Annotated in this window: 14 protein-coding genes and 1 pseudogene; 10 read left to right on the top strand and 5 right to left on the bottom strand. The window is 52.5% G+C overall.

The genetic code is table 11. From position 1 onward, the window contains the following. Positions 1-224: 224 nt before the first annotated feature. The 3 genes and pseudogenes from KT71_RS21325 to KT71_RS21320 form a co-directional block, all read right to left on the bottom strand. Entirely contained in the window at positions 225-533 is a 309-nt protein-coding gene (locus KT71_RS21325) for an IS3 family transposase (RefSeq protein ID WP_152025182.1), read from the bottom strand. A 153-nt stretch (positions 534-686) separates the two neighbouring features. Beyond that, positions 687-1,657, bottom strand: a pseudogene (locus KT71_RS06760) (IS5 family transposase). A gap of 33 nt (positions 1,658-1,690) precedes the next feature. Next, complete coding sequence (locus KT71_RS21320) at positions 1,691-1,978, bottom strand: DDE-type integrase/transposase/recombinase (RefSeq protein WP_353511632.1); 288 nt, start codon at positions 1,976-1,978, stop codon at positions 1,691-1,693. Positions 1,979-2,729: 751 nt separating this feature from the next. On the opposite strand from KT71_RS21320, the gene KT71_RS20825 reads away from it, so the two are divergent. Beyond that, a complete protein-coding gene (locus KT71_RS20825) occupies positions 2,730-3,554 on the top strand; it encodes a hypothetical protein (RefSeq protein ID WP_154662954.1) in 825 nt (274 codons plus the stop codon). Between the two features lie 771 nt (positions 3,555-4,325). Here the strand turns inward: KT71_RS20825 and KT71_RS20425 are convergent. Next, complete coding sequence (locus tag KT71_RS20425; RefSeq protein WP_152025181.1) at positions 4,326-4,598, bottom strand: hypothetical protein; 273 nt, start codon at positions 4,596-4,598, stop codon at positions 4,326-4,328. Between the two features lie 567 nt (positions 4,599-5,165). On the opposite strand from KT71_RS20425, the gene KT71_RS06745 reads away from it, so the two are divergent. The 6 genes from KT71_RS06745 (at position 5,166) to terL (ending at position 11,706) form a co-directional block, all read left to right on the top strand. Continuing rightward, positions 5,166-5,669, top strand: a complete 504-nt coding sequence (locus KT71_RS06745; protein ID WP_008296195.1) for a hypothetical protein — start codon at positions 5,166-5,168, stop codon at positions 5,667-5,669. A 261-nt stretch (positions 5,670-5,930) separates the two neighbouring features. Then, a complete protein-coding gene (locus KT71_RS19650; protein WP_169729143.1) occupies positions 5,931-6,374 on the top strand; it encodes a DUF2924 domain-containing protein in 444 nt (147 codons plus the stop codon). Further along, on the top strand, positions 6,361-8,088 hold the full coding sequence (locus KT71_RS06735; protein ID WP_008296197.1) for a recombinase family protein: 1,728 nt from the start codon (positions 6,361-6,363) through the stop codon (positions 8,086-8,088). Before KT71_RS19650 ends, KT71_RS06735 begins: the two co-directional genes overlap by 14 nt. A 365-nt stretch (positions 8,089-8,453) precedes the next feature. Further along, positions 8,454-9,770, top strand: a complete 1,317-nt coding sequence (locus KT71_RS06730) for a site-specific DNA-methyltransferase (protein WP_008296198.1) — start codon at positions 8,454-8,456, stop codon at positions 9,768-9,770. Further along, positions 9,767-10,162: a DUF5681 domain-containing protein gene (locus KT71_RS06725; protein WP_008296199.1), complete on the top strand. Its 396-nt coding sequence runs from the start codon at positions 9,767-9,769 to the stop codon at positions 10,160-10,162. Before KT71_RS06730 ends, KT71_RS06725 begins: the two co-directional genes overlap by 4 nt. After that, complete coding sequence (gene terL, locus KT71_RS06720) at positions 10,162-11,706, top strand: phage terminase large subunit (RefSeq protein ID WP_008296200.1); 1,545 nt, start codon at positions 10,162-10,164, stop codon at positions 11,704-11,706. The genes KT71_RS06725 and terL overlap by 1 nt, the downstream gene beginning before the upstream one ends. Before the next feature lie 22 nt (positions 11,707-11,728). Here terL and KT71_RS06715 read toward each other — a convergent pair whose 3' ends face one another. Next, entirely contained in the window at positions 11,729-12,595 is an 867-nt protein-coding gene (locus KT71_RS06715; protein ID WP_008296201.1) for a hypothetical protein, read from the bottom strand. A 553-nt stretch (positions 12,596-13,148) separates the two neighbouring features. Between KT71_RS06715 and KT71_RS21315 the strand changes: the two genes are divergently transcribed. The 3 genes from KT71_RS21315 to KT71_RS06705 all read left to right on the top strand — a co-directional run bounded on the left by KT71_RS21315 (position 13,149) and on the right by KT71_RS06705 (position 15,818). Continuing rightward, positions 13,149-13,406, top strand: a complete 258-nt coding sequence (locus tag KT71_RS21315) for a helix-turn-helix domain-containing protein (RefSeq protein ID WP_023660447.1) — start codon at positions 13,149-13,151, stop codon at positions 13,404-13,406. Between the two features lie 450 nt (positions 13,407-13,856). Then, positions 13,857-14,666 (top strand): hypothetical protein, encoded by an 810-nt coding sequence (locus tag KT71_RS06710; RefSeq protein WP_152025180.1) that lies wholly within the window; start codon positions 13,857-13,859, stop codon positions 14,664-14,666. Between the two features lie 252 nt (positions 14,667-14,918). Beyond that, positions 14,919-15,818, top strand: coding sequence for a phosphoribosyltransferase-like protein (locus KT71_RS06705; protein WP_023660445.1), 900 nt, complete (start codon positions 14,919-14,921; stop codon positions 15,816-15,818). Position 15,819: the final 1 nt, after the last annotated feature.

The raw sequence follows: 15,819 nt of genomic DNA, 5'->3' as shown, positions 1-15,819 counted from the left end.
GCTTACCCAGGGTGTAAGAGCGGTGGAAATTACTCCAACATCACCTAACGTTTAGCCGTCTATCGTTCGTTTGTTTCGCTCAATCCTAGCAGGGACTGGTCACACTAAAGCAAATTTTTTGTTATTTTTTTTAATTTTTTAATGCCCGCTGCAAAGAGCCGAGCGACGCTACCTTGCCTCAGCGTAGCTCTGCATGAACTGCCGACAACATGGTGAATACGGCCTCAGGTTTGTAGGAGGCCTTTCAGGCTAAGTAATGCTGCATGACCTGGCTGGTTTAGTTGGTCATAAATTCCCACCTTGAGCTTGACAGGCGGAACATATTGGCTTGTGGTACGCGAGCGTTGGTTGTTGTACCAATAGAGCCAAAAAAGCGTTGCATTTTCGAGAGTTTTACAGATTTTGCAGTGACAATAGTGGTTGACAACCTCTATTTTGAAAAGGCGGAAGACGCTTTTCGGCCATGGCGTGTTAGCGCGAATCGCCCTCAATTCCACGGAAGGCGCAAAGCCCGCCTCAGCAGGTGGCCCCATAATATCGAATTGCTAGGGACCATCTGATTTGAAGGGAGAAGCAGACAGCGGCAGACGCGCCGAGCGATCGGGAGGCCGGCAAGTCGAGTCCGTTTGTCGTCCGATGGCTGTTATCAACGCCGTTTCCGGCGTTTTCCCAAATTCCACGCGCACCTATCCTGCGGCTACCAGCAATTGCCGGCGCGCCATCCAAAGATTCGACAGCGCGAACAAGACATGCAGGCGAGCCGTGTTCTTGGCCAGGCCGCGATACCGCACCTTGGTGAAGCCGAACTGCCGCTTCACGACGCGGAAGGGATGTTCAACCTTGGCGCGCAGGCTGGCGAGCTCGCGGTTGAGCTCGCGCTCTTCCTCGGTCCGCGGCCGGTGCTTCGTGTTGCGGTACGGCGTAACGATGTATGGGCCTGATTCGGGCTCTGGCGAATCCAGTGTCCGATTTTTCTTGTGGTACCCGGCATCGCCGAGAACAACCTGTTCATCACCATGCAGCAAGTTGTCGAGCTGCGTGATGTCGGCGACCTTCGCGGCGGTGCCGATTACCGTATGAACCAGGCCGCTCGAACCGTCGACACCGATATGGGCCTTCATGCCGAAGTACCACTGGTTGCCCTTTCTGGTTTGGCTCATCTCGGGATCGCGCTAGCCTTTCTTGTTCTTCGTGGAGCTCGGCGCGTGAATGATCGTGGCATCAACCAGCGTGCCTTGCCGCAGCAGCAGACCCCGGTCTGTCAGGTATTGATTGATGGTCTCAAATAGGGCCGCCGTGAGGTTGTGGCGCTCCAGAAGACGCCGAAACTGCAGGATCGTACTCTCGTCCGGGACGGCGTCTTCGCCCAGTTCAATGCCGGCGAAGCGGCGCATCGACTCCGATCGTAGAGAGCTTCTTCAGCACCGGGATCCGACAGATCGTAGAACTGTTGCAGGCAGTAGATGCGAAGCTTGGTCATCAGGGGCAGCGGCACGCGCCCCCCACGGGTCTTCGTCGGCTTGGGGTAATGCGGCTCAATCAGCGCGCAAAGATCGTCCCAGGGAATCACCTGGTTCATCTCTGTCAGGAACTTCTCGCGACGGGTCTGCTTCTTCTTCTGCGAGTACGCGAGGCCGGCGAACGTTGTCTGTTTCATTGGCGGCAACCACTCATCCCATGCTCGGTAGTACTATCGCCGATCACGGTTTCCAAATCTGAGTTTCCCTACGTAATGACTACCCATTTCTTCACCATGCACCACGCCGTTCGGTGCTCCTCTGGCACAGATCGCCCGATCCAAAGTCGTGAGCACCAACCCTGTTCGCATGTTCGTCGAGACGCGCAAGCCGATCAGGTGGCGTGCACAAGTATCGAGAATGAAACCAACGAAGCCCATGCCTCTCCAATTCGGCACATAGCTGAAATCTGCAACCCAACGCTCGCTTGGTCGAATCAGCCGCAAACTATTTGGACACACGATCCTGCGGCGTGACAGCTGTCAAATAAGGCTCCGTCGCTTTCCAAGACCCACCACGGCGCACGCCATTCACCCCTAGCTCACATATGAAACATTGTAAAGCCACAACCGGGTGCATGATGCCCTTCACGACCCGACCGCCTCCAGATCTTGTGCACATCGTAGACTTCATCGCTCTGAGCGAAGATGCGCTCCAGCTCGCCCTTGAGTTGCCGATTGCGTAACTCACGACGCGGTCGACGCTAAGGCTTACGGACGGGACGTAACTGGCTAAGAGCCAGTTGTGCTCATTCCTCGAACGCGCAGTAATGCATGGGTTTTTACGAACCCGCTTGTTCCAATCGTTCAAAGTCCCATCGCGAAATACACTGATTCCACAGTGCCGAGGCAAGCGGATTGGGACACCACCTGAGGCGCTAGACCGATGTTGCGTCAGAAACGCCCCGCGATAGCAAGCTTGCGACTTTACTGGCAGTATTTGTGCATAGTTGAAATCAATATGCACATCAGGAGCTAAAGCGTGAACAGAATCCTAATAATTGTACTCTTAGCAACCACATCTGCCTGCTCAAATGTCACAAGTCGGACACCTAACGAAACGACGATTTCGGGCGCAGGAGGCTTGGTAAAAGAAACTAGAGCATTCAACCCTATGCTTACGGGCTCATCTGCTTCGTTCTCCACGATCGACATGTGCGGCCTTTTAAGCGCACACGACCTAGTCACATCCTCGACCAAAGACTCTTGCACCTTGAACACAACAAATTTCAAAGCCGCGACAAAGCGCACCAGGAACGAAATACAAGACACATTGATCGCAGCTTCGAACCAAAAATGTGGAGAGTACTTTGGGCTTCTCTACTCGATGAAAGCTGATGCAGATGTTTTTTGGGGTAGCCTCGCTACATTGTTTTCCGGCGCAGCGGCAGTGGTTACTCACGGGCAAACAGCATCTGCTCTCGCCGCAGCTGGTGCGGTGAGCTCAGGTATAGGCGCCGAGGTACAGCAAGCGTATTTTGCAAATTTAGCGATTGAGGTAATCACGGCGGGCATAAACAGTCGACGTAACGAACAACTCGCTGCAATTGATGAAAAACGAACGCAACTCTTACAGACCTACACAATAAATCGGGCAATTTCTGATTCACTTCAGTATCACGCATCATGCACGGCGATTACCGGTTTTGAAGTTGCAGCGGAGTCCATTTCGAGAGCTGACAACCCTGGAGCACGAGAACTTGAGCGCTTTCTTACCGACCTTAAGGGTATCGGAGTAAGCATCCCGGTGAACGATACAGCACAGGACCCATCTACGACTGGTGACGGCGCAGGTGACGGTGACGGTGATGCCGACGGCGCGGGCGATGGTGATGGCAACGGTGTAGGCGACAGCTCAGGCGACGGTGGTGGCGACGGAGCAGGTGAAGGTGAAGGTGAAGGTGAAGGTGAAGGTGAAGGTGAAGGTGAAGGTGATGATGACGTCGCTGGTGACGGTGTTGAAGTGGGCCGCGCCACCCGATCGTTTCCCTCTCGAGAAATTATCTTTTCGATACCCACTGGCACTGATAGCTATTAGCGTTGCTACCGAACCGCAGATTGTCTAGAGATTTGCGAACAAGTTTCAGTTCCCGGGAAAAGCTAGGCATGCCAGGCTCTAACGGGCGTCTAGCGATACTGGTTGAGAATGGTGACCTTCTAGCGAGTCAAATTCAAATACATAGCCGCAGTATTTGAACCTGCTGAGGTGGGATTTCAAGGGAATCCATCAGGCTCAGGGGGCATAGCCTTGAGAGTTAGGGCTAGAGAGTAGCCCGCTAGTGCAAGTATTGGGATAAAACTGGGGAGATTTGAGGTCTAAATGTCTTGGTTGTTTAGTACCGTCTGTCAAATGCGATCATGCTTGATGACAGAATCAAAGTTGATGCCAAGATCTAGCCAGGTCGCACCACCACTACGTTACGGGTAGATCCCTTTGTGGCTACCCAAGGTCGCCGTAGCGGGAACTTCTGACGCAGAGACCGTTGATGATGTGTCATCGTTCACGTGGCAGTTGCAGATGTAATCGAAGTTCGTCCCACTGTAAGCAGGTGCCGGGAAGAACACGGAGAGCACAAGAACGGTCTTGGTGTTGTCGTAAGAGACAGTTGTGGAGACGCTTCCTCCGCTTACGGCGCCCGCAAACGTGACTTCTCCCTCCGAATGATTTAAGGACACTCCGACCCGTGGGTGTTTAGATCGCGATGGCTTTCGCTTGGACTGAAAGCAAAGTCCCAGTCCTGACTGATATTGATCGTATAGGCATGATCTGATTCAAAATGTTGTAGCGGGCGCTGCTGGCACGTGGACCTCAGTCGCTCGCACCGACCATTTTGAATGTGTCGACGAAAACGGTAGAAAAACCGTCAGTCAGCGGCCATCCGTTAAAGACGCGGGAAAGATAGACATCACAAACGAAAGCGTTGGCTTGTCCGTTGGGCCGCCACGCGACTTCTCTTGAATGCGGGGCGGCAATGCTGCTCGAAAAATGGCTCGCCGAATTGAAAATTTTCGATCCGAAGTAAAGCGGCTTCAGAGGGCGCGTGCCGCCGAAATGAGCCGACTGAAAAAACAGAAGACTCACTCAATGAATGATTTAGCGGCGACCACATGACCGATCAATTCGCCAGTCAACGCGACATCACTGGCAATGTATGCCTTCTTCAAAAGGCTGCTAGAGACAATCTAGTACCAATCGCCGTAGACCTTCAAGTTCTTCGCAATTTGCGAGATATTTTCTGCGGATATGGGACCGCTGGACCTGTGATTTGGCTCAGTGAGCATTGCTGCACACCATCCGAATGTGCGGGCCGCTCTGTGATTGGCAAAGAATACAGGCCGCTGGACGCAAGTAATACCGTAACGGCGATGATGATCGCAACAGTTCGAAAGGCCAATACTAAGTCGACATGACTTTTAAGCGTTCGACTAACATAATCAAAAAGTCCACGGTACGCGGAAGAGTCGAATGATTGCGCTAGAAAAGCTCAGCATCCCTATAGATTTTTCAGTAGCCTTGTGGGTTTAAACGAGGCGAGGTCAATGCCAAGAAATAGTAAAGAGAATTCTGCGATCGCGGGCGTAGCTGGTGCCTGATTGGGCAAAGCAATTAGTTGTGGGCTGCACCGGAGCCGTAGCTGGGGCTCTGTTGATGAGTTTTATTGACAGTCGCGTGCGGGGTGAATTGTTTGCTGAGATGGTCTCCGATGTCTCTGATGTATCTACCGATATGGAGCAGTTTCAAGCGCAGATGGGTGAGATTCTATCGGCCCAGGTAGAGTTAAGGACTGCTATTCGTATTCTACATCCAGGCACCGTCAACATTAATCCTTTTCCCGGCAACGACCTTGACTTGCAAGGACCATCGATGGGCCCGATGATGAGTTTAGGAGACAAGGGTACAAACAGTGCGAACGAGACCGATGGGTTGATTTGGTTTGGTCGTGCGGGGAACACAAGCGTACCTTTTGAAGACATCCTTTTGCTCAACGGTCTCCACATCGATGTCGCCGATCCGAACCAGCCAGCTCTGCGATTCCTCGCCGACCCGCAAAAGTGCGATGAGTACTCTGGATACCCATTACTCGGTTGCCCTAGTGGCGATTTAACAGCTGGCGAGTTGCCAACGGAAAGACAAGAAGGCGGTGGAAGTTAAGCAGCAGCGCTTTTAAGGATTGAAATCCTACCGTTACGTGTTTGAGCGTCCCAGTCTTTGGGGCTATCGATTGCTAGCTTTGAGCCTTGCGGCCTTATCACAAAGATACTCCATCGGACTGCCAGGCGCAGCAGTTAGTGGCGATTCCAACCAGTTCGCGTAGTGACCCTCAATGATCGCTTCTGGTGTGTCTAAAAAGCGCCGGACAACGGCCTGTATCCTAGAGTTGATTCGGTGCCCAGAGCATGGATCAATAGCACCGTGGCAGCAATAAACAAACAGGATACTCCGAAGCCTACTTTGAGAACCGATAGACGCGAAGTTTTAAGCGCGTACGCAACTCTCTACAAAAATTCGCCTACTAAGCGCATGAGCTTAGAGTTAGCCCTCCAAAACGTCACCTGGGCGGAACAGGCCACAAAGGCAGGGCACGATCACCATAAGCTTCGGGCAAAATTGATCAAGAAACTAAAGGTCGTCGCCCAAGACTCGACCAACAAGAGCGCCAAATCCATACAATCGGGCACGCGCTTCGTGCGAGAATGGCGGGGTAAAACCTACGACGTGATCTTTATAGATGGACAATACGCGTACGATGGAAAACATTATCGAAGCTTAACGGAAGTCGCGACATTGATTACCGGTACCCGCTGGTCCGGCCCGCGGTTTTTTGGGCTGACCCAGAAGAATCGTGACAAGCAGTAATGCCAAACAAGTCCGCTGCGCAATCTACACCCGAAAAAGCTCTGAAGAAGGCCTCGATCAAAGCTTCAATTCTTTAGACGCCCAACGCGAGGCCTGCGAGGCTTACGTCGCCAGTCAGGCGCATGAAGGGTGGAAGGCGCTCTCACAGCCCTTCGATGACGGCGGCTTCTCTGGGGGCAACGTCACCCGCCCTGCCCTCACCCAATTGCTCGAGTTGGTCCGCGAACGAAAGATCGATGTAATCGTTGTATATAAGCTTGATCGGCTGTCACGCTCACTCGCGGACTTTGTCAGGCTGGTTGAGCTTTTCGATGAGCACGACGTCTCGTTCGTCTCGATTACGCAGCATTTCAATACGTCCACGTCTATGGGGCGCCTTACGCTTAATGTGCTGCTCTCTTTCGCGCAATTTGAGCGCGAAGTAACGGGCGAGCGTATACGCGACAAAATCGCAGCCTCCAAGAAAAGAGGTATGTGGATGGGAGGCCGTGTGCCTTTGGGATACGACCTCGCTGAACGGCAACTTCATATCAACGAAAACGAAGCCCACACCGTTCGCCACATTTTCAATCGTTACCTCGCGGTCGGGTGCGTACGGAGACTCAAAGCAGAACTCGATGCTGACGGCTACAAAAGCAAACCTAGACCCGCGCATCACAAAATCGACGGTGACAAGCCGTTCTCGCGTGGCAACCTGTATGCGCTGCTAAAAAGCCCCCTCTACATCGGCAAGCTGCATCACGACGGCAGACTCTACGAGGCAGATCACCAGGCGATTGTTGACCCCGATGTGTGGCGCGCAGTGCAGGCTCGACTCACCAAAAACCGCGCACAGCACCAGCAAGGGCACAATGCGAAGCACCCCAGCTTACTCGCTGGCCGGGTTTGGGATACCGAAGGCAACCGTTTGTCGCCAACGTACACACAAAAAAAAGCCAGACGTTACAGCTACTACATCAATCAAGCGCTACTGCAGTTTAAGGATGCTGGCGTTGATGGTGTCACACGCATACCCGCCGGTGAACTCGATTCCGCGGTAGAAAGACTACTCATCGATCTACTAGAGAATGACGAACAACTTCTGGCTCACGCGAGCCCCCACATCAACCAAGCGCCTGATATAGAGCGTCTACTATCGCGAGCGGGATCGATCGCCACTGAATGGCCCAGCTACGCGACGACCGATAAGACGAAGGTACTTGATGCAGTCAGCGCTAGCGTTATCGTTGCCGAAAAGCATCTCACGCTCACGATGAACGCACTCGGCTTATGCAACTTACTGCTCAACAAGAAACCGTACCCCAGCGATAACTCAGGCAAGTCAGAGCATGAATCCAGTGACATCACCCTGAAAACCCCCGTCAGCTTGCGCCGTAGTGGCATCGGCAAAAGGCTGATCATTGGCAACAATCCAAAAACGCCTGTCAAAGCACATCCGCGTTCCGTGATGGCGCTGCAACGCAACGTATTAGACGCGATGCGTTGGAACGAGGAGCTCATCACGGGCCGCGTCAGTTCCATTGATGCCTTGGTCAAGCGTGACGGTCTGAACCGGCGGCAAGTCTACCGAATCCGTCAACTGGCCTTTTTAGCACCCGATATCATTGACCGTATCGCGGATGGTGATATACCCGAGACACTTACCTTAGAAAAGCTCAAGCAAGGTTTCCCGATGATTTGGAAAGAGCAGCGGGCGTTGTTTGGCATCGGATAGCAGTCGTCCAATACGCCGAATAAAGAACCCCACGGAGCGTAATACCCAACCACGGACTCTACCCGTATCAAAAAAATTCCCTGTTATTTGTTAGAACAGGGAATGCGTATTTGACAATCAAACGGCTCTTCATTTTTTTTTCGTTTCCGCGCAAAAAAAACCTGGTACGGAGGTTCGCAGAGGTCTACATTCCGGCCTTATGTCGCAACGACACCCACTGAGATAACGGCTCGCAGCCTCGTCTCAGCATTTTTTCTAAACTAACTAAACAGTAGCTGCGCCCTCCCTTAGGCGCCGCAGTACTCGAAGGAGCGAGTTGGCCCGTCCTTGATTGGACAGAGTCACGCGCAGCTTCGAGGAAGTACATGAAACAATTGCAGATGCAGTACCGGGAAATAGCGTCCCTACACGTTCGCGATGCACATCCACGCAAACATCCCGAAAAACAACTCAAAAAGCTTACTCAAGCGATCAGCGCCTCGGGCATCGTAATGCCGCTCGTCATAGATGGTGAAGGCACCGTTTTCGCAGGCGCCGCACGGCTAGAGGCGCTAAAGCGCTTAGGCATCACCACAGCTCCCGTTCTTTTAGTAGAACACCTTTGCGAAGCCGAACTGCGAGCCTACGCGCTGGCGGACAACCGGATCGCGGAGGACGGTGACTGGGACGAAGCACTACTCAAAGTAGAACTGACTTATCTGATTGAGTCCGATGTCGATATTGATCTTGAGGTGACCGGCTTTGGCGGCGCCGAGATCGACAACCTCCTCATCATCGAAAACATTCCACCCGAACCTGCTGAGCCTGCACTAGCGCCCGAAGAGATCGTGATCTCTCAGCCGGGCGATGTCTGGTTGGCCGGTTCACACCGGGTTATGTGCGGTAGCAGCTTGTGCCCAGAGCAAATTGCGGTGCTGATGTCCGGTGCAACCGCCACGCTCCATATCTCTGACCCGCCCTATAACGTCCCAACGCAGGGCCACATCTCGGTGGGCGATGATGCCGGGCATGGCGATTTTGCGATGGCTGCTGGCGAAATGACGCCGGAAGAGTTCACGGACTTTTTGAGGCAGTCCTTGCTCGGCTTGTCGAGTGTGTGCGGCAACGGATCACTCCACTATATCTTCATGGACTGGCGCCACATCCGTGAACTACTGGAAGCCGTCGACACCGTTTATGCACACCTGATCAACCTCTGCGTGTGGGCCAAAACCAACGGCGGCATGGGGTCATTTTACCGCTCACAGCACGAACTCATCGCCGTTGCCAAGAAAGGCAGCGAACCACATATCAACAACGTGCAACTGGGTGCTAACGGTCGCTACCGCACTAACGTCTGGCGCTACGCCGGCATGAACACCTTTAGCGTCGACCGCGAGGAAACACTCGCCGTGCACCCCACCGTAAAACCGACGGCCATGATTATCGATGCGATTCTGGATGCTTCCAACCTTGGCGATATTGTATTGGATGGGTTTTTGGGGTCGGGTACCACGCTGCTCGCCGCCGAACAAACCGGTCGTGTCTGTCGTGGCATGGAGCTGGACCCACGCTATGCCGATGTCGCCATTCGACGATGGGAAGCATTAACAGGCAACCATGCCATTCACGAAGCATCGGGGAAAACGTTTTCCGAAGTCTCAGCCAATACCGAAGTCGACCTGGAGGAGGTCCTGTCATGAGTGACAAAGACTACGAGGTGGGGTTCGGAAAGCCCCCCAAACATACACAGTTCAAAAAGGGCCAATCAGGCAACCCGAAGGGACGCCCTAAGGGCATTAAGAACCTCAACACGGACCTCGAGGAGGAGTTGAATCAGAAAATCATCATCACTGAGGGGGGAATAAGCCAAGAGATCACCAAGCAACGCGCAATGATCAAGACGCTCTTTGTTAAGGCCATGAAAGGTGACACCCGGGCGGCAGGCGTTCTCATCAACCTTACGTTGGGGTTGGAAAACTCACGGATCGCGAACGACGCAGTTGAGAAGCTCACGCCCGACGATATCGCCATTCTGGACGCATTCAAGCAGAAAGTTATCAACGACACCATCGACTCACAGGAGAACGAATAATGGGACATCAATCCGAAATCAATGCCATTTTAAGAACCAATTTCGATTTATTCTTTCAACGTGGTTTTGCCGAGTTGCATCCCGGCGACAAGTATCAAGACAACTGGCACATGCAGGCAATCACGCATGCACTCAACGGCGTTGTGCAGGGAAAGACCAATCGCCTGATCATCACCCTGCCACCGCGCTATGGGAAGTCATTGGCCGCCAGCATCGCTTTACCCGCCTATGTGCTCGGCCGTGATCCGACAAAGCGCATTATCACGGCCAGCTATGGGCAGGTACTTGCCGAAAAGCTCGCCATGGATTGCAAACGCGTCATGGAAGCACCTTTTTACCGCAAAGCTTTTCCTGAGACGAAAATCGGCAATGGCAAGAATGCAATGAGCAACTTCTCCACAACCGCGGGGGGGTCTCGCTACGCGACCTCAGAGGGAGGTTCGGTCACAGGGATGGGGGCCGACCTAATCATCGTTGATGACCTCATGAAGGCGAGTGAGATACCCACAGCGACGACGCTCGATAATGCCATTGAGTACCTTAGGTCCACCCTATTCTCTCGCCTCAACGACAAGGTTAATGGCCAGATCGTGATCGTGATGCAACGCCTGCATGAGGACGATCCCGTAGGTCAACTGACCCGTCTAGAGGGTTGGGACGTGCTGAACCTGCCGGCGATCGCCGAGCACGACGAGGACGTTGAGATTGGACCTGGTCGATTCTATCACCGTAGGAAAGGTGAGGCGCTGCACGAGGCGCGCGAGCCGCTCAAAACGCTGCTGCAAATTAAGGAGGAAATTGGCCCGCGCAACTTCGGTGCGCAGTATCAGCAGCAACCCGTTCCCGCCGGCGGCGGCATCGTCGAATGGGATTGGTTTCGACCCTATGAGGAGCTACCCAACAACGGTAAAGGCGGGTTTATCGTGCAAAGCTGGGACACGGCGATGGTGATCTCCGACAGCAGCAGCTATACCGTCTGCACGACCTGGTTCTGCGATGCACTGGGTAACTACTACCTTATTCATGTCTGGCGCCACCGACGCTCCAGCAGTGACCTACCGGCCATTGTGCATCGCCACGCGATTGAGCACGAAGCGGACCTTGTCATTATCGAAATGAATAATGGCAGCCGTGCACTCATCGAGACGCTCTTCATACACACCAAGCTCACCGTAACCACCGGAGAACCTCGCGGCTCGAAGGCTGAACGCATGGAAGCCGAAAGTCCGGTCGTCGCGGCTGGCAGAGTGTTTGTACCGATCAGTGCCCCGTGGCTAGAAGCATTTCGTGCAGAAATCGTTAAGTTTCCCGAGGCACGCCATGACGACCAGGTCGATAGCCTGTCCCAGTTCCTGTACTGGGCACGCAAGCACGGACCCGATTATCCAGGCGGAAAACCGGGACTCGGTAGACCCGACGGCCCCGTAGGCGAACCGCCGCAAAAGGTCGGTAATGCCAGCTCAGGTAGCCGCTTTATTGGTTGCGGCACGAGGCATCGTTCCATCAGCCTGCGTGGCATTGATATCGATAATTTCCGGCTCTGAGAGGCTATTCCTCGCACGGGCACTAAAAGTCGAGGCTCACTATGTTCCAGTCTCCATTACGATATTCAATACTGCAGATGTACTGGGTACGAATCTGTGCCCCAAACCCATTCTGAGCATCTACATGACTAAGCACCCGATACACGCCGTTTCCGGCGTGTTGAACATTTGAGGCTGACATACTGGCAAAGTCTGCTGTGGCAGGCGTCCTTAGCGAGGCTTTCATAGCCCTCTCGCAAAGGGTGAATGCCATAGAACCGCTATGAGGACTGTCATTACCTGAATCAGGCATCGTTGCATAAGCCGACACCACGATGAACGCCAGTGTTCCTAGGGTGCTAGCCTTTTCTTTGCCTGACAGCTCTTTCCAATCTTTGGCTTTGGATTTCGTTACCTTATCCTTGCCGTTCTGATCAGTTGCGCGTTTCAGGGTCTCTTCTAATGTTGCCTCCTCGGTACGCCGTTTGGCTGTCATTTGACTGAGGATGCGCTGACTCCGCTCGTCTAGGGACTTACCGGGTGAATCACTGGCTTTGAAAGCAGGTAACACATCAGAACCGATCGCAGAGACGTCAGAGGCCTGCGGCTGAATAATCAGAATCTCAAGCTTTTGCCCACCATCCTTAGCAAGTTGACTTTGCACTGTGAAACGTAAACCACGCCCGGGCATCAAGAGATCGATCACCGCCCCCAGTCTCATGACGCGCACATCAACCAAATCAGTCACATCGTCGGCTTGTGCCGCAATCACGAGCTTTTCTGCACAATCCACGCCCAAAAGCGACACGCCCGCATACTCAAACAACAGGTCTCCTACTTGAATCACGTCACCGCCATGCATCTTTTCCGCGCCATGCACTTTGATAACCTTTAATGATGGCTTAGCCATTCAGAGTGTGCCTCCGATCCGTCGAGTGATGACTCACGCAGTAAAAGAAATACATCCACACAACAGCACTACCGCTTGCTATAGCTAGCAAGTCAAGCCCATCAAAGGTGCCGGGGATCCAGGTAGATACCTGTCCTATCTCAAGACCTAAGGCGCACACTGGAATTGCGAACAGTCCCATTCGATGGACCGCGATAGATGATGGTGCTGCGGCCATTAGCAACACCGAGGACCCTGCCACCCACAGACCATTAGGGGCCGAGTAGACCACCCATGATGGTGGATCACGCACAATCTGCTGAATCACGAAACGAGGAGCCACATAAACGTCTTGCAACCCCGCTGAGTCGATCCACCTGAACATAATCAAATTCGTAGGGCGCCAGATGAGATAAGAGCAAAAACCAAGGAATACAGTGGTAAACCCAAGGATCCGCTGCAGAATTTGCGTACCGGAGTCAGTCACTAGCGAGGGTTGGGGCTGAAAGAACTAAAATCATATGAAGACTATAGTCCGTAGACCATATGTCTCTCAAGTCCAACTATCTGGTCCATGGTTGAACCTGAGCAAATCAAAAAGGCATTCGGAGAGGTCTTGCGAGAAGAACGACTCAAAGCGGGACTATCGCAGGAGCGTCTCGCTCTTCAGTGCGGCATTGATCGAACGTTTGTTTCGATGCTTGAGCGTGGGCTGCGGCAACCTAGCTTGGTTACGCTTTTTGTCGTGAGTAAGGAATTAAGTCTGTCACCTTCCGAATTACTAGACCAAGTACTCGCTGACCTAGTAAACCGGAAAGCGTTGCCCCCCTAGATTGAACTCACGTCTGCAGCCGTTTAGTTTATGCGGCTACGTGATTGGCATTCAAAGCTCTGACCTTGTGCGCAACCAATGATTATTGAGTTTACTTGAAGTGGCTGTTCGCAGCGCAGATGTTGGCCAGGAGGCAATTGTCAGCGACTAGTTCCGCAGACAAAGGCTTGATTCCCCAAGTAGGTAGTAACTATGCCTCTCCCTCGCCTGAGAGATTCTAATCAGAGACCAACTTTAGGAAAACATGCCAGCCACTCATCATTAGAGGCCAGCCTTGCAACCAAATCCCCGCGTAAAAGTTGTGTCAGACCGTCGCCAAGCGTTGGCGTAACTATGTGATACCTTTGTTTGCAGAACTTGAAACCGCAGGTCGAGACTATGCGCTCGAAATTATGGCTAATTGCAAGCGCGCTGGTGGTTAGTGCGTCCACCTCTGCGGAGGCCTCAACGATGGAACCATTCGAAGCATCCGAATACTGCTCAGCAAGCAATGTGCAGGTATCTACATCATCCATTGCATATAGCAGAGGTGAATACGGAATAAGATGGAATCTTGACGGCCATATTTACACCACACTATTGATAGCTGACTTAACAAATTACGACGTGTCCAGACAACTAGCGCTAGCGTACTACTCCCAGTATCCCGACGAAAACGCAGATTACGAAGCCACTCCTGTCGCGATTAAGTACTTGCTGATACCTTGGCACTGGAGGTGGCGGAATGATGTGACTGGCGTACTGCACTCATTACATGGTGGGGACAATACGGCTGTCGCTGAAAGACGCGACGCCATAAGCAAAGCACTTTCAACTTCGATCAAAAATCCTAAACAGGATTGGCTGAGCGGACTTCTGATTCATGCGCTGGGTGACGCGTACGCTCACACAGCGAACGCGTACGGATCGATCACGGAGAACGCCTACGGACCATGGATAGGTCATGCGATCCCGTCCTTGTTACACAGAAACCCTGACGCCATTCGCCGGCCACTAGCTCGAAAAAAATACTTAGGATACGTTACTAATCTCTACGATGTGCTGAGACAAGACTCGTCAAGTGATACGGAGTTTGCAAAGATTCTAGACTTTCTGGCTGGCTTTGAGTGTAAGAGTGACAACTGCGGAAACTTCCACGCCGCGTATAACGACTCGCAATCGGATGATGCTATGGAGGATTTTTCAAAGTGTATGGAACTAAATTCGAGAGACCTCAAAAGAGATGAAGTTCAAAGCGCAATCGATTCAATCCCCCGCTGAGGCTGACCTAATGTACCGTCTCACATCATGCTTTGTCACTTATTGACGCTACAACGATCTGGAGTGTTGACGACCATCGTTGTGAATAATTTCCAGACAGAGTTTTAGGCACTAGTATCGCTATAGAAAGCACGAGAATTTGTCATCGGGATGGAGGGGTTACTCGCCGGAATCAATTGTTCTGCAGTGAGAGCCAACAGTAGGCAGTGCAACTGAAATCATAGCGATGCTTTACCCTCGCGAGGAGACAGAATGAATGTACCTGAAAATGCGTCTTACTTTACCGCAAGCACGCTGAGAACCGCGAATTCAATGATCGATCAAGGGTTTCTTGGCATTGAATCAATCCGCCTAGATGCTTGGTGGCAGCAGTTCATCGGAGACGAAGAAAAGTACTTCGCCGCCTGCCTCTTAGAGCGCCTCATCTTCAGATCTCGACGGCAGGTTGACTCCGCGCTACGCGCGGTGTTTCGCGGCAATCTCAATGGGGCAGTTACGGGCAAACAATGGGATGGAACACTAGTGAGTAACCTCCGTCTGCGCGACGATCCGAAAATAAGGTTAGTGCCAGTGATACGTGATCATGATCCACCAACGAAATCCGGACCATACATATTAAGACAACTCGCGCGCACACTGAGGGTCGAGCAAGGCTGGATGTGCTGGCCGTGGCAGGTGGAGCAACATCTAAGAGAGTCCGCGACTGAAACCATCATTTTCGTCGATGATTTCCTTGGAACAGGATCGCAGTTTGAAAAATTCTACAAACGGTGGCAGCTAGAAAAACTTCTCTCCTCAGGCATTGACTTGCACTATGTGCCGATTGTTGCCTGCTCCACCGGTATCGAATACCTGAAAAAGCAATTCGCGAATTTGTCGATCACACCAGCTGAACTTCTAGACGATAGTCACAGGTTCTTCCAAAGCCAGTATTGGGACGAGAAGACTCGTGGATCCATCGATGCTACGCAAGCAAAAAATTGGTACTTAGATTTCTGTGCAAAAAATAGCATTGGCCCGAGGAAGGGTAAGAACGCGCTCGGGTTCGGAGAGTTAGAACTAACATTTGGTTTCTACCATTCTACCCCTAACAACTCGCTACCAATACTTTGGTTTCAATCGGATAACTGGAAACCTCTACTACGGAGATAAA

Origin of the sequence: Congregibacter litoralis KT71 (assembly GCF_000153125.2) — a bacterium.
Taxonomy (GTDB): Bacteria; Pseudomonadota; Gammaproteobacteria; order Pseudomonadales; family Halieaceae; genus Congregibacter; species Congregibacter litoralis.
Note: the sequence above shows the minus strand (reverse complement) of the source record. Positions and strands in the feature narration are given on the sequence as shown.